Origin of the sequence: Humibacter sp., assembly GCF_035547335.1 — a bacterium.
Taxonomy (GTDB): Bacteria; Actinomycetota; Actinomycetes; order Actinomycetales; family Microbacteriaceae; genus Humibacter.
Map to the genome: position 1 here is coordinate 24,102 of NZ_DASZVF010000026.1, position 22,238 is coordinate 46,339.

Consider the following 22,238-nt stretch of genomic DNA (forward strand, 5'->3'; position numbering starts at 1 on the left):
GCACATCCGGCGTTGTGGCCACGGACCTATGCTGTGCCTCATGCCGACCGTCGCCCCCGCTCCGCGTGGGCGGCTTCTCTACATCACGGCGGCAGCGGCCGGACTCGTCGCGGCGCTCGCCGCCTGGGCCGTGGCCGAAGTTCTCGCCGTCTTCGTGGGCGCGGCATCCTCACCGCTGTTCGCCGTCGGTTCGTGGGTCATCGATCTCACCCCTCCCGGCTTCAAGGAGTGGGTCATCGGCCTCTTCGGCACGGGCGACAAGATCGTGCTGTTCGTCTGCCTGGGGGTTCTCGTGGCGGCGCTCGCGGCCGCTGCCGGCATCCTCGAGCTCGTCAGGCGCCCGTTCGGAGCCGTGCTGCTCGGTGTGGTCGGATTCGTCGCGCTCGTGGCGGTGTTCACGCGCGCTGATGCCACCTACTGGTGGCTCCTGCCGACGGTGGCCGGCACGCTGGTCGGTGTCTACGTGCTGGTGCGGGCCGTCGACAGGCTGAACGCCTGGACGCGGTCGTCGGCGCCGTCCCGGGTTCCCGGCGTCGGAGGGGGACCGGCCAGGAGGTCGTTCCTCGCGTTCGGTATCGGCGTCGGGGCGGTTGCGGTGGTCGCGGGCGTGATCGCCCGCACGATCAATGCAGGGAGCACGGCGATCGCGACCGCGCGCTCGGCGCTGAAGCTGCCGGCGCCCGTGAAGCCGGCTCCGACCATCCCGCACGGCAGCGACCTTCACCTGGCAGGGCTCACGCCGTACCTGACTCCGAACGCCGACTTCTATCGCATCGACACCGCCCTGCAGATCCCGGCCATCGACCCCGACACCTGGAAGCTCACGATCCGCGGCATGGTCGGTACGCCGATCACCGTCACCTTCGCCGAGCTGCTGTCGCTGCCGCTCGAGGAGCACACCATCACGCTCGCGTGCGTGTCGAACGAGGTGGGTGGCAACCTCGTCGGCAATGCGACCTGGCTCGGTTACCCGGTGCGCAAGCTGCTCGCCAAGGCGCGGCCGTCGGCATCCGCCGACATGGTGCTCTCCCGAAGCGTCGACGGGTTGACAGCGGGGACGCCGCTCAGCGTGCTCACCGACATCGGAACCGATGCGCTCATCGCCGTGGGCATGAACGGCAAGCCGCTGCCGCTCGAGCACGGCTTCCCGGTGCGGATGGTCGTGCCCGGCCTCTACGGCTACGTGTCGGCCACGAAGTGGCTGAGCGAGCTCACGGTCACGAGGTTCGACAAGGCGCAGGGCTATTGGAGCGACAAGGGGTGGTCGGTGAAGGGCCCGGTCAAGACCGCGTCGCGCATCGATCGTCCGCGAGACGGCGGCACGATCGCGGCCGGACGCTACGCGGTGGCCGGCGTCGCATGGGATCAGCACACCGGCATCCGTGCGGTCGAGGTGCGCGTCGACGACGGCCCGTGGCAGCAGGCGCGTCTTGCCGAGACCGTGTCGGCGGACACCTGGCGGCAGTGGGTGTGGGAGTGGGATGCGACGGGCGGTAGCCACGTCATCCAGGTGCGGGCGAGGAACGCGGACGGCGTCACCCAGACCTCCGTCGCCGCGCCGCCCGCGCCCAACGGAGCCACCGGATGGCACAGCGTCACCGTGCACGTGAAGTGACGCCGTGACTGCGATCGGCCTCGGCTTCTCGACGCGGTGTGTCTGCCGGCGCCGTCGGATTCAGCTGCCGTCCCGTTCGGCCTCAGCTGGGGTGATCTCCTCGACCTCGCCAGTCGACGCCGCGAGACGGATCGCGTCGATGGCGGCGAGATTCCCCTCGATGTCGTCGCCTCTGCCGTACGCCGCTGCCGGCTCTGGCCCCGTGCCTGCTGCTGCTGCCGCCCTCCGCGCGAATTCTGCGAGCTGGTAGTCGAAGCTGCTGGCTCCGGCAACAGTCATGACGGTGCTCGGCCCGACGTCGGGAACGACGCGCAGACTGTGTCCGAGATGAGGGGCGATGACACCCGTCGCGACGACCTGCGCGCTCGCGAACGAGAGCGTGACCGAAACGGGGTCGTCGCGGTCGAACGAGCAGTGCACGATGGCGGAACGTCCCCCGGGGAACTCCAGCTCTGCCGCCGTGTCCGAATCCGCACCGGTCGGGTTCAGCCGCTGGGAAGCGCGTGCCGTCAGCGGTTCCGCGTCGAACAGCAGCCGAGACCAGTGCACCGCATAGACACCGTTGTGCAGCAGAGCGCCCCCACCGGCAGGCTTCGACTGGAGTATCGAGGCGGGGTCGTACGCTCGCTTTCCGTTCACCGTGGAACGGATGGCGTCGAGGGGTCCCAAGCGTTCGCTCCTGACGAGGTCTCCGATAGCTCCGAACAGCGGATGAAACCGGTAGTGGAATCCCTCCATCGCCACGCGTCCACTGGCCGACGCCGCGCGGCGGATGGCGCCGGCTTCCTCCCGGCTCACCGCGATCGGCTTCTCGCACAACACGTGCTTTCCCGCCTGGAGCGCCTCGATCGTCCAGCGGGCGTGATCGACTGCGGCGTTCGAGATGTAGACCGCGTCCACCTCGCGGTCGGCGAGGACGTCCTCATATCGCGACGAAGACTTCGGCACGTTCCAGGCGGACGCGTAACGCTCGGCGGCGCCGGCCCGCCGCGCCGCGACGCGAACGACGCTGACGTCGTCGCGTCGCGCGGCGGGTTCGAGCAGCGCGGCCGGACCGATGGACGAGGCACCGATCATCCCGAATGACAACAACTGCGGCACCCCGTCCTCGGATCCAGGCGATCAGATCGTCGAGGCAGGGACCAGCTTGAGCGCCGCGGTCTCGAAGCGTTCGAGCGGAAGGCGTACGGATTGCCCGTCGCGTTCGAGATCGCCTCGTTCATCGCCGAGGAAGGAGGATCTCACCGCCCTGTCGATCTCCCCGTCGAATCCGATCGTGAGTTCGGTCGGCTCGTCGGCGAACGATTGCACGCGGACGATCGTGGCGCCGTCATCCGACTGGACGAGTCCCACCAGCTGCACACGCGGGTCGGAGATGGTCAGCACCTGCCGATGCGTCCGCGTGTCGTCGGTGCCCGTGGCGCGGGCGGCGCGCAACGGATGGACCAGCTCGGCCGCGGTCCGCAGTGCGAGCTCGCTCGTCGGCTCCCCGGCGGTCGCGCGGACGCCGATGGCGTATGCGAACGTCGCCTCGAATCCCTGCTCGATCGGGAAGTTGGTGTCCCACACGTTGTTGTGCACCCAGGAGAAGATGGTGCCGGGCTCTCGAGGACTCGTGCTGGCGGGGAACGGCGCATAGGGCACCGCGATGGCGTGCGGCTCGACGAGCGGCACATCTCTCGTGACCCACGCGACCGCGAGCTCGTCGTTCTCGACGGTGATCCAGTCCCGCACACCGCGCATGTGCTGCGGAGCTCCCGGAATGTGCGGGAGGCCGTCGCCGGTCACGCTTCCGGAGACCTCGAAGCGCATCCGTGCGTCCTCGACGGCGAACGGGAATGCGAAGTACGCGCTCTCCTTCACCAGCCGCGACGGCTTCGAGAGCCGGTTCTCGATAAGAAGCCAGGGAGATCCCTTCGGCAGTCGCAGCGTCACTCTGACCCAGTCGACGCCCGCCGCCTGGTACTCGTAGACCAGGGTCTGGCCGAGGGCATCGTCGGTCCTCGCCACGATGCGCGAAGGACGAGCCACCGTGCGGGTTGCGAGCATCTCCAAGCGCTCGCTCACTGCGAGCTTGTTTGCAAGATGATTGAACCCGACTCCTGAACTCGCGTACTCGTCATAGACATAACCGTTGAATCCCACGACTGCTTCTTCGTTGACCAGTTCGCGGCCGGTTCGCGTCTCGATGATCGACGCGATGGTCGAGGTGTTCTCATCGACGGTGACCCGGAGGTACTCGTTCTCGAGCGTCAACAGCTCGGCACGCGGTCGCCGGCTGAGGTCCGAACCCTCTTCACGGCCCGAATCGTCGAGCGACAGCAGCCCGTAATCGCTTCGTCCTGAAGCGCTGCGGGAGGTCTCAGCGGACGCGTCGCTGTCGATCGAGCTCGCCGTGTCGTGCGTGGACGTGACATCGATACGCACGTATCCCGCTGCCGGGACGTTCTCGACGCGTGCGATGACCCAGCGACCGGCCTCTCGGTGTGCGGCATTCGTCTGTGGCTCGATCGCGTAGGGCAGGGCGGATCCGTCGCGCGCATCCGTCAGGGTGATGGTCGTGTCGAGCGGCACGAGTGCCTCCGGGAGGAGGAAGCGCACGGCACCGCTGCGCTCGAAACCCGTGGGATTGGCCACCGCGTACGAGACGTCGGCCCCGCTCCCTCGAACGACGGTCTGTCCGAGATAGACGAGCGCTGTCTCGAGGAGCTCGGAAGAGCGCTGCTGAGCAATGAGGCTCTGTGCGACCTTCCACTCCCACTGCAGCTCCCCAGAGGAGAAGCCTTCGTCGCCGTGCGTCCATGAGTTGCCTGCGCCCCACGTGTGCTCGTTGAACATGGAGATCGCGTCGTAGGTCTCGGAGGAGCGGGTCGGCTCCTCGCACACCGCAGCCCCGCCGGTGAGAGCGCTGAGCTGAGAGATGGTGCGTGCATCCACCACCTCGGCCTGAGCCTTGCGCATGAAGGAGATGGGGACGGCAGCGGAGCCGACACCTTCGACCCACCAGTCGCCCCAGTCGCCCTCGACGGTGACGAGCTCGTCGCCGATGCGCGACTCCGCGTCCACGAAGAAGTCCTCGTTGCGGGAGACCCGGAGGCGAGGCGATTCCCAGGTGTCGTTCCACTGCCGCACGATGCTGGGCAAGGCGAGACGTGCCGGCGCGTTGTCTCCCATATAGCCCTGGATGCGCAGGTGCAGCACGTCCCACGGATAGGGGTCTCGGCCCTCGAAGGACTCGCCGTGCGCTCCGAACACCCCTGGCGGGAAGGGGTAGCCCTTCGTGGACAACGCCGTGAGGTATGCCGGGAAGTAGTTCTCGACCTGCTCGATCCCCTCGGTGAAGCCCACCATCGGCCCCTCCATGTAGGCAAGGCCGTGGGGGCTGTCCGTCATCCAGACGAGCACCTCGTTTCCGGCGAGCGAGCGCCACCGGAACAGGCGAGGCAGGTTCAGTGCGCCGGTGGTGTGCGGCTGGGAGCGGCCCGCCCAGTTATGTGCGACCGAGAGGTACTTGACGCCGACCTCCTGAAGCGCATCGGGAAGGCCGGCAACCTGGCCGGGCACGTCGGTCTGCATGGCGGAGCGGAACGGGATGCCGAACTCGTCGCGGAGCCGTCGCGCATCGCGCAGCAGCTCGTGCAGCTCGTCGGTGGAGCAGACGTCGGTGTGCAGGTTGTACGGAAGCGCGCTCAGTCCGATCGAGCCCTCCTTGACGGCCTTTACGAGTCGTTCCATCTGCGTCGCTGGGCGCTGTCGGCGCCAGTCCGTGATCGCCCACAGTGCCTCGCTGTTCCAGCGAAAGCGCGCCTCCTCCGGCCACTCGGACGTCTCGTCGATGAGGTCCAGTGCGCTGTCGAGATACGAGCGCTGCGCAGCGAAGACCTCCGTCTGGCGGTCCGTGTAACCGAAGTCGAAGTGGGAGTGGTGCACGAGATGAATGGTCCACTCGCGCTGATGGCGCAGCTCGAACTCCACTCGCTCCTGGCCGAGCTCGGGGATGCCGACGCTGGATCGAACGGTGTCGTCGACCGCGCGGACCAGCATCCTGATGCTGCCTGCAGGGCCGTCCTCGACGGCTACTACGAGTTCGGCGCCGTCGTCCGTTGTCAGCGACGGCCGCAACCCCCGACCGGAAAGGGGTGCTCCGTCTCCCATCAGGCGCACAGACTGGGTGCGCGTGCCGTTCACGGTCTTCAGGAGCGGCTCAGGGAGCACAGAGATGTGCGTCGAGCCGATGAGGCCTTCTGCAGCGACGGCGCGGTCGATGAGTCCGGCCCTGGCATCCTGGTCATCCCAGGGGCGAGTCGCGACGAGCTTCGGTGAGGACATGACCTATCTCCATAACAAGGTTCGGTAGTGGCTGATCGAGGGGTCGGTGGGGGCGGAGGATCAGGGATCAGTACTGACCCAGCGCGAGACCCTTCTGGAAGAACTTCTGGGTGAACAGGAACAGGGCTGCCGTCGGTATGGACACGAGGAGCGCCGCCGTGAGCGTGACCGTGTAACCCGGGCCGCCGCCCTCCGTCGACTGCAGCGCGTTCAGCAGGGGCATGACCGGGCGAGCGCTGGTCTGGGTGAGGATCAAGGACAGAAGGAAGTCGTTCCACACCCACGTCGCCTGCAGGATGAAGACCACGACCAGCGCGCTCGTGCTCATCGGCAGGTAGATGCGCGTGAAGATCCGCCAGACGTTGGCTCCGTCGACCACGGCTGCCTCGAACACCGACTCCGAGATGCCCGTGAAGAAGTTGCGCATGACGAATGCAGAGAACGGCAGCGCGACGATCGAGTAGATGATGATCATCCCGACGATGGTGTCGTAGAGCCCGGTGTTCGCCGAGAAGCTGAACCAGGGGATCACCATCATCTGGATCGGGAAGACCGTGCCGCAGAAGACGAGGAAGAACCAGGTGAAGCCGTGCTTGAGCTTCAGCACGATCACCGCGAACCCCACGCACGCGCCGAGGATGACCGCGATCACGGGAGCGACGACCGCGTACACCGCGGAGACGCCGAGTCCGCCCGGCACATTCGTCGTCGTGAAGACGTCGACGACATTGCCCCAAAACGCGCCCAGGTTCCCCGTCGTCCACAGCTGACTGCCGGAGAACTCGGCGTTGGACTTGCTCGCGTTCGCCAGGAGCAAGTAGATCGGCAGGAGCCACAGCAGCCCGAGGATGCCCAGCACCACATAGCGCGCGACGCGGGAGATCATGCTTCGGTCACCTTTCCGCTGCCCGACGAGTCGCCGATCGCCAGCTGTCGGCGCAGGTAGAGCACGGATGCGGCGACCGTCACGATCGTGAGGAAGATCGCCACCGCTGCGCCCAGCCCGTACTGGCTGCTCTGGAAGGTGTCGGTGTACATCGTCACGCCGAGGGTCTCGGACACGCGATTCGGGCCGCCCTGTGTCATCGTCTCGACGATGTCGAACGTCTTGAGGCTGTTCACGATCGACAGTCCGACGACGATGGTGGTCGATGGCCGCAGCAACGGCCAGATCATGCTCGTGAAGAGCCGCCATCCGTTGGCTCCGTCGATCCGTGCCGCTTCCAGCGGTTCCTTCGGGATCGACTGCAGGCCGACGATGAACAGGAGCGCGTTCACGCCGATCCCCTGCCACGACGAGGCCAGGATCATCACGATCGTGTTGAGCGGTGCGACCTCGAGCCAGTGCGTGTGCGCGCCAGGCAGGTGCAGGAACGCGAGAGCCTGCGAAAGCGCTCCGCCGTTCTGCAGGATGAAGTTGAACACGACACCGATGGCCACACCGGAGAGCGCGTACGGGATCAGGAACGGAATCCGGAAGATTCCGGCCCACTTCAGCCCGAAGGAGAGGTACGCGACGAGCAGACCGACTCCCACCGGGATGATGAGGGTGCCGACCACCCAGATCGCCGTGTTCATGAGCGACACGAGGAACGACGGATCCGAGAACATCGTCACGTAGTTCTGGAAGCCGACGAACCGGGGCGTGTCCAGACCGTTCGAGTCGGTCAGGCTGAGATACATCGTGTACACCACGGGGATGTACATCGCCAGCAGCACCAGGACCACGCCTGGGCCCATGAAGGCCCAGGCGGATCGCTGATATCCCTTTGATCGTGAAAGCATCACTGGCGCGTGCTACTTGTTGCTGGCCCAGTACTGGGATGACGCGCTCTGGATGCCCTGCAGGTACTTCGTCGGGTCGCCGGGAGACGTCATGAACCCCGTGAAGTTGTTCAAGGCGGCCGTCAGAACGGGCGCCGGCGCGGCTTCGTAGTAGCGGAGGTAGGTCGTGTACTTGGACGCGTCGGTGACCTGCTGACCGAACCCTTGAAGGGTGGAGTTCGCGGCCTTCGCCTTCGGGTTGTAGGGCAGGATCCCCTGCGCCTTCGACCATGTCGACTGCGCAGCCGGGCTCATCAGCCACTTCGAGTACTTCAGGGCCGCAGCCTTGTTCGCTCCCTTGGCGGTGACGCAGACCGGCGCCGTCTCGACCGCGACCGGCGTCTTGCCGTCCTGCGCCTTGATCGCGGGGATCGGGAAGATGCCCCAGTCGCTTCCCGGCTTCATGCCCACCTTCGCGAGGGTTCCTGGATACCAGGTGCCGAACGGCTGCATGGCCACGTCGCCGTCCTTGAACACCGTCTGCGACGGCGTCGTGGATCCTGGATCGCTGAAGTAGCCCTTCTGCAGCATCGACAGCCAGGTGTCCATGACCGACTTGACCTGCGGGTCGGTGTACGACGCCTTGCCGTCGTTGATGGCGTTGTACTCGTTCAGGTCGGTGCCGGCCATGATGAGCATGTAGTAGACGAACGCCCACGGGTTCCCGTCCTGGCTGTAGAACGGAACGACGCCGTGCGACTTGAGGGTCGCCGCGTCGCTCAGCATCTCAGACCAGGTGGTCGGGGGAGTGAGGTTGTACTTCTGGAAGATCGCCTTGTTGTAGTACATGCCCCAGTAATCGACCTCGAGAGGCACGCAGTACTGCTTGCCCTTGATGGTGAACATCTTCTCGATGGACGGCGACACCCACTTGTTGGCGACCGCTTCCTTCCACACGCTGCTGGTGTCTGCGACGAGGCCCTGCGAGACCAACTGCTCGAGCTGTGCGCCGGTGTGCCACGTGAAGATGTCTGGGGCTTTCGGCGTGCGAAGGGACTGCTTCACGAACGCCTGGAACTGATTCTCGTTGCTGTAGGTGCTGGTCTTCAGCGAGACATCGACATCCTTCTTCGCCGCTGACGACAGCGGGCCGTAGTTCCAGCCTTGTCTTCGACGAAGTTGAGCGTGCTGCTGCCCGAGCCACCGGATGAGTTGGATGAGCAGCCGACGAGGCCTGCCGTCACTGCTATCGTCACCGCCGCGGCAGCGAGCCACTTGCGTGCTTTCACACGAACTCCCTTGTTCCGATGATTGTTTGGTATCGTTACCAACTGCCTGAAAGTAACACAGGCCTTGTGGCGACGCAAGCAGAGCGTTGCGATACCAGGAAGTTTCGGTGGTATAGCGTGCCCTTCATGAAAGGCTCGTCCGGGGGCGACGATCCGGCTTCCCAGCCGGCCAGACCGCCGACGGTCAAAGACGTCGCCGAGCGAGCGCAGGTGAGCCCGATGACCGTTTCCCGCGTGCTCGCCGGGGGCGCCAACGTGCGGCCGCAGTTGCGCAGGCGCGTCGAGCATGCCGCACTGGAGCTCGGGTATCGGCGGAACGAGAACGCACGCAGCCTGCGACCGGGCCACAAGTCCGGACTCATCGGCGTGACGATCACCAACATCGCCAACCCCTACTACGCGGAAATGCAAGGCGGCATCGAGGAGGTCGCCGCTCAGGCGAATCGCCGCATCATCGTAGGGAACTCCAACGAAGACCCGGATCGCGAACGCCAACTGGTGGCGGATTTCATCGGCCGACGTGTCGAGGGACTCATCGTGGTGCCCGCCGATCCCGCGCATTCGGATCACCTCGATTCCGACGCCCTCGGAGGCACGCCGATCGTGTTCGCCTCGCGCCCGGTTCCCGGTCTCGATGTCGACACCGTGCTCATCGACGACATCGGAGGCGCCTACGAAGCAACGAGCAGGCTGCTCGAGGAGGGTCACCGGCAGATCGCGTTCCTCGGAACGCGTACCTCGGTTCTGACCGGTCAACGAAGGCTGCAGGGCTACCGGAACGCGCATCGCGACCGAAACGTGCCCGTGTACGAGCACCTCATCCGCACGGGTCAGCAGGAAGCGGCAGGAGCGGAGAAGGCGCTGGCTGAGCTGCTCGTGCATGAGGTGCCGCCGACCGCTGTCTTCTCGGCCAACAACCGCAACACGCTGGGAGCCATCCGTGCTATCGCCAAGTTCCGGTCTGCCCAGTCGCAGGCCACCGACTTGCGGCTCATCGGATTCGACTGGTTCGAGTTCGCCGATCTCTCGCCAGTTCCCCTGTCCATCGTCGCTCACGATCCGCGTGAACTCGGGCGTCGTGCTGCACAGATGCTGCTGGCGCGCATCGAGGGCGACCTGGTGCGTCCTGCCGAGACGGTGGAGCTGCCGGTCGAGCTTCAGCTCGAGCCGCGCGGCCCGCAGTGATGCGCCCGCTCGGTCAGAACGCCGGCAGTCGTCGTTGGTCGCCGTCCGCTCTGGCTGGTGGCGAGTGTGTCCTGCCCTTGCGGTCGATCCGATGCGGTCGATCCCGTTAGCGGCCGATCGGTGCCCCTGTTCTTCGGATCTGTTATCGTTCCCTGCCAGGATTCGCCCTGTGCTCGATAGCGAACCGGACGTCTGCCCGCTCCGCTCAAGCAATCCGATCCCGCATCGCCCATCCCAGGAGCCACGTATGTCCGCAACCCAGGCCACTCAGACCCAGCAACGCCCATCGGTCCAGTGGGTGGCTGACGTCGGAGGATCCCACGTGACAGCCGCCATCGTCGACGTGGAGTCGCCCCGACCGCGGATCCTTCGCCGTGAGACCGCCCCGGTCGAGACGCAGGGCAAAGCCGATGAGATCTTGGGATCGATAACCGAAACCCTGCTGCGTGTCGGCGAAGATGCGACGGGATGGATGGTCGCGCTTCCGGGACCCTTCGACTACGAGCGTGGGACGGGAACCTTCGACGGCGTCGCGAAGTTCGGCGCCCTCGCCGGGTTGGATGTCCGGGGCCGGCTCAGTGCGATGCTCGGAGTTCCGGCGGCCAGGCTGCGGTTCGTCAACGATGCGGTCGCGTATGCGATAGGCGAATGGTCGGTCGCTCCGCGGCGTCCCGACCGGTTCGTGTGCATCACGCTGGGCACGGGAGTCGGCTCCGCCTTCCTCGACCGCGGACGGCCTGTCACTGCGGGCGACGACGTGCCACCGCACGGCTGGGCGCACCTTCTGAAGATCGACGGCGCACCGCTCGAGGACTCGGTGTCCACCCGCGCCATCCAGAGGCGCTATGCGCAGGGTGGCGGACCGGCTCTCTCCGTGCGGGACATCGCCGACCGTGCGCGACACGGAGAGGTCCTGGCGAACAGCGTCCTCGATCGGGCGATGTTCGAGCTGGGCGAAGCACTGGCGCCGTGGATAGCGAGCTTCGGGGCCACCGAAACGGTGGTGGGAGGCTCCATGGCCCGATCCTGGGATGTGCTCCATGCCGGGTTCGAGCGCGGAGTGCGCACGGTTGCGGGCTCCGTGCAGGTGGCGGCATCCCGGCTCTTGGACGACGCACCGCTCATCGGTGCGGCGGTCTCCGTCTGACGACTCGGGCCGACCGGAGACCTCTCTGCCGCCGCCCGCAAGGTCGGCGGCTCGCGGTCGGCTGCTGACGTGGCCGGTGGCTCGCCGTCGATCGCTCGTGCTCGGTAGCTCGCGTGGTCGTTGGATCGCGCGAGAGTGCGCGTCACTTGAGTGAGTTGGGGTGCCTGGTATGTCGTGACGCACCGGACAGGCCCGGGGCCCGTTATCGCGGGTCGATCTGGGTGCCGCGCACGAATGCCTTGATGGTCGCCAGGCGCCCGCCCACGCTGCTGCCGTGCGGGCTCACGGTGTACTCGCCGACCTGCGCCGGAACGATGAACGTCTCGGCGTAGTGCACGACGAACGGCTCGAATGCCCCGGTGGGGCTTTCGACGATGGCTTCACTGCCCTCGACGAGGTTGAGAACATTGACGGTCCCGCCCGTATCGTGCCTGACCGTCGACTCGAACCAGTGACGTCGAACCTCGATGAACTCCAGTTCGTGCAGGCCGGTGCGCTCTTCCGTCCACCCGGGCCCGCTGTCGACCTGCTCGACCCGATTGACGAGGTTCTCGCTGGTCCATTCGGTGTCCCGTGTCCACTGCACGTTCCGCATCGCGTGCTCGAGGTGGATGGGCCGCGGGATGCCATCCAGGCCGACGCGCCCCCAGTCCCACATCTTGAACGTGAAGATGTACGGCGTCGCCGAGATCTCCAGCACCATCGAGTTCGCTCCTGAGCAGTGCACGGTTCCGGCCGGGATCAAGAAGTGGTCGTGCTTCTTGGCGGGGAACGTGTTGACGAAGCGCGCGGCATCGAACTCGCTGTCGCCGCGGGAGGCCTCGCGGAGAGCCGCTTCCATCTCCGCCCGATCGGTACCGGATTTGAGGCCGAGATACACCATGGCGTCGTCCGCAGCGTCGAGCAGGTAGTAGCTCTCGTCCTGGGTGTAGTGCATCCCGAACGTGTTCTGAATGTAATCGGTGAGCGGATGCACCTGGAGCGACAGATTGCCGCCTTCCATCGTGTCCAGGAAGTCGAATCGGATGGGGAACTCGGCGCCGAACCGCGCGAAGGTCTTCTCGCCGAGAAGCTCGCGCGGGTGCAGGAAGACCAGGTCGAGGGCCGGCAGCTCGATGGTCTCCTCGTCGACAGCGAGGAGGATGCTGTTCTCCTCAGGCACGCAGTCGAAGCACCACGCGTAGTTCGGCTCATCTCCGAGTCCGAAGACCTCGCGCATCCACTGGCCGCCCCACACCCCGGGGTCGAAGAACGGCACGACCCGGAACGGGCGCCGGGCTGCGAGAGCGAGACCGGCTCGGAATGTCGCGGCGCTGATGAGCTTCGCATCGCGGACGGACGAGTTGCTGTCCAACACGTAGTCGATCCGGTCGAAGATGGCGCGCTTGTGGCGGTCGGCCACGCGCCACTCGACGAAGAATCCGCGCTTCACCTTGCGGATGGGGTCTTCGTCGAAGTTGGAGCACCGCCAGTTCGGTGCGCCGGCACGCTGCCGCTGTTGGATCTCCCAGCGCGCCATGTCGGCGAGCACGATCCGATCGAAAGCGACCGGTGTCAGTGTCGCGCCCCAGCCGACCACGAACACCGGGCCCGTTGATGAGCGAAGCTTCTTGGCGACCTCGAGCAGCCTGTCCGGTTCGTAGAACGCATCCAGCGTCTGATGGTTCAGAACCCCGAAGACGCGATCGTCTGTCAGATTGTTCGCGATCATCGCGTCGATCTGCTCGATCGGCTTCGCGGCAGTTGCCTCGATGTCGATGACATCGGCGTTCGGGAACTGCTCGGTCAGCACCGACAGCAGTTCCGCCAGCTCCACGCCCGGATAGGTGTCGATCGCGATGAGGCGGGCGCCGGACTCGATCTCGCCTCCGATCCTGGCCCATGCGGCAGATCCTCTCCAGGCCTGGTGGCCGGGGGGAAGCCTTACTGCCGGGAACTTGTCGTAGGAAGAACCCTCGGCCGTACCCGGCAGATTTTTGTCCACGTTGACCCTCCAAGGAACATCGGTTGGTAACGTTATCAATACTTCCCCATGCGAGCAAGCGCGCGGCCAAGTGCTCGTGCGAGGCCACGCGTCCGGACGAGCGCGGCCGGTCACGCGAGAACCCCGCATCGGCGAGCCCCGGCCTCGCATGAGAACGCCTCGCCCGACGAGCTATCGACGGCGACGTCGCGGCGCTCTGGTGGGGTGCGCCGGACGCCGCCGCAGCGTGCTGACTGCCGCCAGACCAGCAGTCAACCCCTGAGACGCCGCTCCATTGCCCCGTATGGTGGGTGGCCGATCGGGAGGTGACGGATGCCTGAACCCGATGCGACCCCGCCGATCCTGCTGGCGGGCCGCTATCGGCTGGGTGCGGCGTTGGGCCGCGGCGGGATGTCGACCGTCTACCGTGCCTGGGACGAGAAGCTCGAGCGCGTGGTCGCCGTCAAGATGTTCGCATCGGACGGGCCGATCGCCGCGGACCGTGAGCGCAGGCTGCGCGAGGCGCGAGCGCTGGCCATGGCCAGTCATCCGCACCTGGTCACGCTCTTCGACGCCGAATGGCCGGCCGATGCCGGCGGCAGCAGGCAGGCCTTCCTCGTCATGGAGCTGGTCGAGGGCGAGTCGCTGAGACGTCGGATCGACCGCGACGGGGCGAACACGCAGTTCGCCTCGCGCCTGTGTGTCCAGTTGGCGGCAGCGCTCGCCTACCTGCACGAGCGCGGGATCGTGCATCGCGATGTCAAGCCGGAGAACATCCTGATCGAGGATGCCACCGGCGCGGTGAAGCTCGTCGATTTCGGCATCGCACGGGTGAGCGGCTCCGAGCGCATCACGACGGACGGCCTGGTGCTCGGAACGGCCGCTTACCTCAGTCCGGAACAGGTGTCGGGACACGAGGTCGGAACGCCGAGCGACATCTACTCGCTCGGCCTCGTCGTGCTCGAGTGCCTGACCGGCCGGCGCGAGTATCCGGGATCGGCGGTGGAAGCGGGAGTGGCGCGCCTGGTGCGTGATCCCGTGGTTCCGGACGCGCTGCCTCCCGGCTGGAGTTCGCTTCTCTCCGCGATGACGGAGCGGGATCCGGCCGCGCGGCCGACCGCGGCCCAGCTCGTGACCGCGCTGGACTCCCTGGCGGCACGTGGGGAGCCACTCGTCCTGGTCGAGAACGCGCAGGCGCCCCCCAGCACGGGGGCGACCATGCCGATGGCCCCGGCCTTCGCAGCGACGACGCAACGGATGCCGGCCGAGTCAGAGCCTCTGTCGTCGACCGTCGTGCTGCCGGCATCCGTCCCTGGGCGGCTGAGGCGCTCGCGAGTCGCCGCAGTCCTCGCCGCGGTGGTCGTCGCGCTCGGTCTCACGGGCGGAGCGCTCGCCTGGAGCTCTCTCGGCGACCAGCCTCGCCCCGCGCCGCATACGCCCGTGCCGACGGTGGTGGTGACGGAGGTTCCGACCTCGACGCCCTCGGCAACCCAGCCCCCCGCGCCCGTGGAGATCCAGGAACCTTCGGCGCCGAGCCCAGGTGGAGATACCGGACCCGCAGGCGCAGGCCCGAAGGGCACGTCCCATCAGCCGGGCGCGGGGAACGGAAGTGGCAACGGGCACGGCCGTGGCCCCGGTAACGGGCCAGGCCCCGGCGCCGGGCCGGGCAACGGGAATCCCGGCGATCACGGCAAAGGCAGGTGACGCTCCGCGGGAGCAGAGGCTTCTGCCGATCGCCCTCCCGGTCGACGCCCGGCGTCGCCACACTGGACGTATGAGTGAACCGGCGCGGCCGTGGGTGCTGCACGTCGACCTCGACCAGTTCATCGCGACGGTCGAGGTGCTTCGTCGGCCCGAGCTCGCCGGCAAACCCGTGATCGTCGGCGGCAGGGGTGATCCCACCGAGCGAGCCGTGGTCTCCACCGCCTCCTACGAGGCGCGCGAGTTCGGAGTCGGCTCGGGGATGCCGCTGCGTATCGCCGCGCGCAAGGCGCCCGAGGCCGTCATCCTCCCGGTCGACGCCCCTTTCTACACGGCGGCATCCGAAGAGGTCATGGCGACGTTGCGCGCGCAGCCGGATGCCGTGGTTCAGGTGCTCGGATGGGACGAGGCCTTTCTCGGGGTGACGACGGACGACCCGGAGGCGTACGCGCGGCGGGTGCAGGCCGCGGTGCTCGAGCGCACGAGCCTGCACTGCAGTGTCGGAATCGGTGACACGCTTGTGCGGGCGAAGAACGCCACGACCTTCGGCAAGCCACGCGGCACGTTCCGGCTCACCGCGGAGAACTGGATGGAGGTCATGGGGGAGCGGCCCGCGGTCGCGCTGTGGGGAGTCGGTGCCAAGATCTCGAAGCGGCTCACGGCGCACGGCATCCACACTGTCGCGCAGCTCGCGGACGCAGACGAAGGCGTGCTGGTCGCCGAGTTCGGTCCCAAGATGGGACCGTGGTTCCGGCAGCTGGGCCGGGGTGAGGGCTCCTCCGTGGTGGATGACACCCCGTGGGTCGCGCGAGGGCACGGCCGCGAGACCACGTTTCAGCGAGACCTCACCGATCGGGTCGAGATCGAGCAGGCTGCGCGCACGCTCGTGGATCAGGTGCTCGACGATGTGATCGCAGAGGGACGCCCCGTCGTCGGGGTCGGGCTCAAGGTGCGCTATGCTCCGTTCACCACCAAGACGCTCGGGCACAAGATCGCGGAGACCTTCGATCGCAGCACAGTGCTCGCCGAGGTGCTCGACCTCGTCGCGAAGATCGAGCCCGGCCGGCCGCTGAGGCTCCTCGGAGTCCGTGCCGAGATGGCGATGCCGGACGACGCCCGGCGAGGCCACACACCGACGCGCAGCGGGTGGTGATGCTCGGCGGCGACGCGGATGTCGGCGCCGTCGCGGTTCTCGACCTGGCGGAGGATGGGGGATTCGAACCCCCGAGGGCTTTCACCCAACACGCTTTCCAAGCGTGCGCCATAGGCCACTAGGCGAATCCTCCGGGCGGCCGTTCGCAAACGGCCTCAGAGAATCCTACCCGACGGCAGGAGCCTCCTTGACCGTGCGGCCGTGACGCCCTGAGCCGGCGGAACGGCCAGATCAGGCGACCGGGGCCGTGGCGACCATGATGTCCATCCGACCGCCCTGCACGACCTCGTCGCGCTGATTGCGCAGCGTGAGCCGCCGCTCGACGATGCCGTACTTGCCCGAGCTCGTCGGCCGCGTGGAGAGGATCTCGACGGTGCACGTGACGGTGTCGCCGATGAACACCGGAGCCTCGAACCGCCATCCGTCGATGCCCAGCAGGGCGACGGCGCTGCCCTCGAACACACCGGTGCGGGCGATGAGGCCGAGGCACAGGGATGCGCCGAGCATCCCGTGCACGATCCGCTGGCCGTACCGCGTGTGTTTCGCGAACTCGGCGTCGGTGTGCACCTGGTTGTTGTCGTTGGTCCACGCGGCGAACGACATCACATCCGCTTCGGTGATGGTGCGCCCAGGCGTGACGAACACCTGGCCTGCGTGCAGGTCGTCCAGATACAGCGGCATGGCGTCCTTTCGTCGGGGAGCGGCCCGGTTCTGCCGAACAAGCGGCCCGGTTCGACAGGGCGGTTCGACAGCGGTGGTTCGACACTATCGGGCGTGCGCGACGGCTCTCACGCATCGGTACAATGGACGAGGCTCCCCGCGTGGCGCCATCCAGGCCAACTCCCCCAGGGCGGAAACGCAGCAAGGGTAACCGGGCTCTGGCGGGTACGCGGGGGGTCCTTTTTTGTGCGCGAGCCCGCACTCCTCTTCTTCCCGTCCCTCCGCACGGGCGTGCCCTGCCTTCGCGCGGGCCTGCCCTACCTTCGCACGAGCGTGCCCTGCCTTCGCACGGGCGTCTTCCCTGCATCCGGCGCCGCCGGATTCGGGTGGGAGTTGCCTGGCGAACACTGGCGCCAGAGGTGGCCTGCTGGCCAGGATGGAACCAGTGGCCGCGAACGCGACCGGACTGGAGGAGACTCTCGTGGCATCCGTGTCGGCCCCGATCAAGGCGCAGAAGAAGAAGCGCGACAAGGCGAAGACGAAGAGCGGGGTGCCGACGCAGGTCGTGGCATCCGAGGCCGCGACGCGGGCCGAGCACGAGGGGAGGCGGGCGGCATCCGACTACGCGCCGACATTCCCGCACCGCACGGTCACCGACCTGACGCCGGAGACGCTGGCCGCGCTGGATGCCTGGTGGCGCGCCGCGAACTACCTCAGCGTCGGGCAGATCTACCTGCTCGACAACCCGCTGCTTCGGCGTCCGCTGACGCGTGACGACATCAAGCCGCGCCTGCTCGGGCACTGGGGCACGACGCCGGGCCTCAACCTCATCTATGCGCACCTCAACAGGGCCATCCAGGAGCGCGGTCTCGACACCATCTATGTCACGGGCCCCGGCCACGGCGGCCCCGGCATGGTGGCCAACGCCTACCTGGACGGCACCTACTCGGAGGTGTACGCGCACATCAAGCGCGACGAGGACGGCCTGCGCAAACTGTTCCGGCAGTTCTCGTTCCCCGGCGGCATCCCGAGTCACGTCGCGCCCGAGACGCCCGGCTCCATTCACGAGGGCGGTGAGCTCGGATACTCGCTGAGCCACGCCTACGGCGCCGCGTTCGACAACCCCGACCTGCTCGTCGCGTGCGTCATCGGCGATGGCGAGGCCGAGACGGGGCCGCTCGCCACGAGCTGGCACTCCAACAAGTTCATCGACCCCAGGCAAGACGGTGTCGTGCTGCCGATCCTGCACCTCAACGGGTACAAGATCGCGAACCCGACCGTGCTGGCGCGCATCCCCGAGGACGAGCTGCTCGAGCTGCTGCGCGGGTACGGGCACAAGCCCTACCTGGTCAGCGGCGGCTTCGACGACGAAGACCCGATCGAGGTGCACAAGCGGTTCGCTCGCGTGCTCGACGAGGTTCTCAACGACATCGCCACGATCAAGGCGGATGCCCGTGCCGGCCTCTACGACGCGGCCCCCGGCGACGAGCAGGGCGGCCCGGTGCCGGCCTGGCCGATGATCGTGCTGCGCACGCCCAAGGGCTGGACGTGCCCGCGCTTCATCGACGGCGTGCAGGTGGAGGGCACGTATCGCGCGCACCAGGTGCCGCTCGCGAATGCCCGCGACACCGAGGAGCACACGCGGATCCTCGAGGGATGGCTGCGCGAGTACCGGCCCGAGGAGCTGTTCGACGACGACGGGGCGCCGGTGGCCCTGGCCACAGCTCTCGCGCCCCGAGGGGACAAGCGGATGAGCGCGAATCCCGTCACGAACGGCGGCCTGCTGCGCAAGGAGCTGACGCTGCGCGACTTCAGGGACTTCGCGGTCGACGTCCCCGCGCCGGGCGCCACGGTGGCCGAGGCGACCAAGGTGCTCGGCCAGTGGCTGGCGACCGTGATCGAGGACAACCCCACGACGTTCCGGATCTTCGGGCCGGATGAGACGGCATCCAACCGGCTCGCCCCCGCCGTGTACGAGTACACGGGCAAGCAGTGGAACGCGGAGATCTGGGAGACGGACGACCGCCTGGCACGCGCCGGCCGGGTGATGGAGATGCTGAGCGAGCACCAGTGCGAGGGCTGGCTCGAAGGGTATCTGCTGACCGGCAGGCACGGGCTGTTCAACTGCTACGAGGCGTTCATCCACATCATCGACTCGATGTTCAACCAGCACGCCAAGTGGCTGAAGGTGACGCGCGAGATCCCGTGGCGCAGGCCCATCTCGAGCCTGAACTACCTCTTGTCCAGCCACGTGTGGCGTCAGGACCACAACGGCTTCAGCCACCAGGACCCCGGTTTCATCGACCACGTCGTCAACAAGAGTGCCGACGTCGTGCGGGTCTACCTGCCGTTCGACGCGAACACGCTCTTGAGCACGTACGACCACTGCCTCAGGTCGGTGGGCTACGTCAACGTCGTGGTCGCGGGCAAGCAGACGGCCGCCAACTGGCTGACGATGGACCAGGCCATCGCGCACTGCACCCGGGGCCTGGGCATCTTCGACTGGGCGGGCACCGAGGTGCAGGGACAGGCGCCGGATGTGGTGCTCGCGGCCGCCGGCGACATCCCGACGCTCGAGGTGCTCGCTGCGGCGAAGATCCTGCGCGAGCAGATCCCCGACCTGAAGGTGCGCGTGGTCAACGTGGTCGACCTGATGCGCCTGCAGTCGGCGTCCGAGCATCCGCACGGGCTCTCCGACCAGGAGTTCGACGCCATCTTCACGACGGACCGGCCGATCATCTTCGCCTACCACGGGTATCCGTGGCTCATCCACCGGCTGACGTATCGCAGGCACGGGCACGACAACATCCACGCCCGCGGGTACAAGGAGAACGGCACGACGACCACGCCGTTCGACATGGTCATGCTCAACGACCTCGACAGGTATCACCTCGTGATCGACGTCATCGACCGGGTTCCGGGCTTGGCGGAGCGCTACGCCGAGCTGCGCCAGAGCATGCAGGATGCCCGCCTGGTCGCGCGTCAGTACACGCGCGAGCACGGGGAGGACATTCCCGAGGTGGCGAACTGGGCGTGGGGGCACGACAGCGTCGGACATGACCAGAGCGGAGCAGACGAGGAGGTGAACCTCTCCAGCGACACCGGAGGGGACAACGCGTGAGCGGGCGCGTCAGGAAGGGCCGAAGGGACCGCACCCCGGTCGGCGGGGGACGGCGGCGGGTGCAGGCGTGAGATCCGTCTACATCACGTCGGCCGAGGGGCACAGCGGAAAGTCCACCGTGGCGCTCGGGGTCGTCGACCTCCTCCTGCGGCAGGGGCGCAGGGTGGGCGTGTTCCGGCCCATCGCGCGCTCGACCACGGAGCGCGACTACGTGCTCGACCTGCTGCTCCGGCTGGACGGCGTCCAGACCGACTACGACCACGCGCTGGGCGTGACGTACGACGATGTGCACGCCGATCCCGACGCCGCGTTGTCGCGCATCATTGACAGGTACAAGGCCGTCGAGGCATCCTGCGATGTCGTCGTCATCGTCGGCAGCGACTACACGGATGTCGGCACGCCGACCGAGCTCAGCTACAACGCCCGCATCGCCGCCAACCTCGGCGCGCCCGTGCTCCTGGTGCTCGGCGGACGCACCGCCCAGGGAGCAGACGAGCGCCTCGGGCAAGCGGACGCCCGCACCCCCTCCGACCTCCGTCAGCTCGGCGAGGTCGCGATCGGATCCCTGCACGCCGAGCACGCCGGTCTGGCGGGCATCGTCGTGAACAGGGCAGACCCCGACCGGCTCGAGGAGGTCGTGGACGCCGTGGCGTCCGTCGTGCCGGCGCCGCCGGTCGAGCGCTCCCTACCGCCGGTTGAGCCCTCCCTACCGCCGGTTGAGCCTCTCGAAACCGGTTCCGAGGGTGGTGGGTTTCGACGGGCTCAACCCACGGTACGCGCGGTAGGCGCGCCATCCACGCTCACGCCCGTGTGGGCCATCCCCGAAGACCCCGTGCTCGTGGCGCCGTCTGTGGCGTCGATCATGCGCTCGGTCGACGGCGCGTTGCTCTCCGGCGATCCGGAACTGCTCGACCGGGAGGCGCTCGGCGTGGTCATCGCCGCCATGTCGATGGAGAACGTGCTCACGCGCCTCATCGAGGGATCCGTCGTCGTGGTCCCCGGCGACCGCACCGAAGTGCTTCTCGCCGTGCTGATGGCGAATTCGTCGGGCACCTTCCCGACGATCTCCGCGATCGTGCTCAACGGAGGGTTCGAGCTCAGCGAGCCGATCCAGCGGCTTCTCGACGGCATCCACACGCGGCTGCCCATCATCGGCACCCGGTACGGCAGCTACGACACCACGGTGCGCATCACGCACACCAGAGGCAGGCTGGCGGCGGACTCCGAGCGCAAGCGGGATCGGGCGCTCGCGCTCTTCGAGCGGAGCGTCGATCCCGACATGCTGCTGGGCCTGCTCGACGTCGAGCGGGCGCCGGTCGTCACACCGCTGGCGTTCGAATACCGGCTCATCGAACGCTCGCGAGCACAACGCAAACGCATCGTGCTGCCAGAGGGCGACGACGATCGCATCCTCAAGGCGGCGAGCATCGCCCTGGAACGCGGCATCGCCGACCTGACGATCCTCGGCGACGAGGCCACCGTGCGCGGCAGGGCGCGTGAGCTGGGGCTCGAACTCGCGCAGGCGAGCATCCTCTCGCCCTTCGATCCCGAACTGCACGAGACCTTCACCGACGAGTACACGAGGCTGCGCGCGCACAAGGGCATCTCGAGGGTGCAGGCAGCGGATGTCGTGACCGACGTCTCGTACTTCGGCACCCTGATGGTGCAGCTCGGCCTGGCAGACGGCATGGTGTCCGGCGCGAAGCACACGACCGCGCACACCATCCGCCCGGCCTTCGAGATCATCAAGACGAAGCCGGACGTCTCCGTCGTCTCGAGCGTGTTCCTGATGGCACTCGCCGACCGGGTGCTCGTGTACGGCGACTGCGCCGTCATCCCCGACCCGACAGCGGATCAGCTGGCCGACATCGCGGTCTCCTCCTCGGCCACGGCGCGGCAGTTCGGCATCGAGCCGCGCGTGGCGATGCTGTCCTACTCGACGGGGGAGTCAGGCAGCGGAGCGGATGTCGAGAAGGTGCGCGCGGCGACGGCGCTCGTGCGCTCGCGTGCCCCCGAGCTTCCGGTCGAGGGTCCCATCCAGTACGACGCCGCGGCTGACGCCGCCGTCGCCGCCGCGAAGCTGCCCGGATCGAGTGTCGCGGGCCGGGCGACGGTGTTCATCTTCCCCGACCTCAACACGGGCAACAACACGTACAAGGCGGTGCAGCGCTCGGCGGGTGCGGTCGCGATCGGCCCCGTGCTGCAGGGTCTGCGCAAGCCGATCAACGACCTCTCGCGCGGCGCGCTCGTCGACGACATCGTGAACACGATCGCGATCACCGCGATCCAGGCGCAGAACTAGGGAAGTCCG

General features: G+C 67.4%; 14 protein-coding genes, 1 tRNA gene and 1 other RNA gene. 8 read left to right on the plus strand and 8 right to left on the minus strand.

All coding sequences use genetic code 11. The features are described from left to right. Positions 1-40: 40 nt before the first annotated feature. The gene (locus VHB92_RS06540) at positions 41-1,615 is read left to right on the plus strand and encodes a molybdopterin-dependent oxidoreductase (RefSeq protein ID WP_325452619.1); all 1,575 of its coding nucleotides are present in this window, start codon (positions 41-43) and stop codon (positions 1,613-1,615) included. 60 nt (positions 1,616-1,675) lie between these two features. Here the strand turns inward: VHB92_RS06540 and VHB92_RS06545 are convergent, their stop codons facing one another. From VHB92_RS06545 to VHB92_RS06565, 5 genes are all read right to left on the minus strand, one after another. Continuing rightward, complete coding sequence (locus tag VHB92_RS06545; protein ID WP_325452621.1) at positions 1,676-2,692, minus strand: Gfo/Idh/MocA family oxidoreductase; 1,017 nt, start codon at positions 2,690-2,692, stop codon at positions 1,676-1,678. 45 nt (positions 2,693-2,737) lie between these two features. Further along, positions 2,738-5,944 carry a glycoside hydrolase family 38 C-terminal domain-containing protein gene (locus VHB92_RS06550; protein WP_325452623.1) on the minus strand — a complete coding sequence of 1,069 codons (3,207 nt, stop codon included), beginning with the start codon at positions 5,942-5,944 and terminating at the stop codon, positions 2,738-2,740. Between the two features lie 67 nt (positions 5,945-6,011). After that, a complete protein-coding gene (locus tag VHB92_RS06555) occupies positions 6,012-6,830 on the minus strand; it encodes a carbohydrate ABC transporter permease (RefSeq protein ID WP_325452625.1) in 819 nt (272 codons plus the stop codon). Beyond that, positions 6,827-7,729 (minus strand): sugar ABC transporter permease, encoded by a 903-nt coding sequence (locus VHB92_RS06560; protein WP_325452627.1) that lies wholly within the window; start codon positions 7,727-7,729, stop codon positions 6,827-6,829. The genes VHB92_RS06555 and VHB92_RS06560 overlap by 4 nt, the downstream gene beginning before the upstream one ends. A 12-nt stretch (positions 7,730-7,741) precedes the next feature. Further along, positions 7,742-8,983 carry an ABC transporter substrate-binding protein gene (locus VHB92_RS06565; RefSeq protein WP_325452629.1) on the minus strand — a complete coding sequence of 414 codons (1,242 nt, stop codon included), beginning with the start codon at positions 8,981-8,983 and terminating at the stop codon, positions 7,742-7,744. A 140-nt stretch (positions 8,984-9,123) separates the two neighbouring features. On the opposite strand from VHB92_RS06565, the gene VHB92_RS06570 reads away from it, so the two are divergent. Beyond that, positions 9,124-10,182, plus strand: a complete 1,059-nt coding sequence (locus tag VHB92_RS06570) for a LacI family DNA-binding transcriptional regulator (RefSeq protein WP_325452631.1) — start codon at positions 9,124-9,126, stop codon at positions 10,180-10,182. A 247-nt stretch (positions 10,183-10,429) separates the two neighbouring features. After that, positions 10,430-11,329 carry an ROK family protein gene (locus tag VHB92_RS06575; protein ID WP_325452633.1) on the plus strand — a complete coding sequence of 300 codons (900 nt, stop codon included), beginning with the start codon at positions 10,430-10,432 and terminating at the stop codon, positions 11,327-11,329. Between the two features lie 202 nt (positions 11,330-11,531). On the opposite strand, the gene VHB92_RS06580 is transcribed toward VHB92_RS06575, so the two are convergent. Next, positions 11,532-13,313 (minus strand): class I mannose-6-phosphate isomerase, encoded by a 1,782-nt coding sequence (locus tag VHB92_RS06580; RefSeq protein WP_325452635.1) that lies wholly within the window; start codon positions 13,311-13,313, stop codon positions 11,532-11,534. Positions 13,314-13,625: 312 nt separating this feature from the next. On the opposite strand from VHB92_RS06580, the gene VHB92_RS06585 reads away from it, so the two are divergent. Then, positions 13,626-14,996: a serine/threonine-protein kinase gene (locus VHB92_RS06585; RefSeq protein ID WP_325452637.1), complete on the plus strand. Its 1,371-nt coding sequence runs from the start codon at positions 13,626-13,628 to the stop codon at positions 14,994-14,996. A 70-nt stretch (positions 14,997-15,066) separates the two neighbouring features. Then, positions 15,067-16,146, plus strand: a complete 1,080-nt coding sequence (locus VHB92_RS06590; protein WP_325452639.1) for a DNA polymerase IV — start codon at positions 15,067-15,069, stop codon at positions 16,144-16,146. A 45-nt stretch (positions 16,147-16,191) separates the two neighbouring features. Here the strand turns inward: VHB92_RS06590 and VHB92_RS06595 are convergent. Both VHB92_RS06595 and VHB92_RS06600 read right to left on the minus strand, forming a co-directional pair. Further along, positions 16,192-16,279, minus strand: a tRNA-Ser gene (locus VHB92_RS06595). 98 nt (positions 16,280-16,377) lie between these two features. Further along, a complete protein-coding gene (locus VHB92_RS06600; RefSeq protein WP_325452641.1) occupies positions 16,378-16,827 on the minus strand; it encodes a MaoC/PaaZ C-terminal domain-containing protein in 450 nt (149 codons plus the stop codon). A 127-nt stretch (positions 16,828-16,954) separates the two neighbouring features. Here VHB92_RS06600 and ffs point away from each other — a divergent pair. The 3 genes from ffs (at position 16,955) to pta (ending at position 22,229) form a co-directional block, all read left to right on the plus strand. Then, positions 16,955-17,051, plus strand: an RNA gene (gene ffs / locus VHB92_RS06605) — signal recognition particle sRNA small type. A 200-nt stretch (positions 17,052-17,251) separates the two neighbouring features. Then, positions 17,252-19,927, plus strand: coding sequence for a phosphoketolase family protein (locus VHB92_RS06610; protein WP_325452643.1), 2,676 nt, complete (start codon positions 17,252-17,254; stop codon positions 19,925-19,927). Positions 19,928-19,994: 67 nt separating this feature from the next. Then, entirely contained in the window at positions 19,995-22,229 is a 2,235-nt protein-coding gene (gene pta / locus VHB92_RS06615) for a phosphate acetyltransferase (RefSeq protein ID WP_325452645.1), read from the plus strand. Positions 22,230-22,238 lie beyond the last annotated feature (9 nt).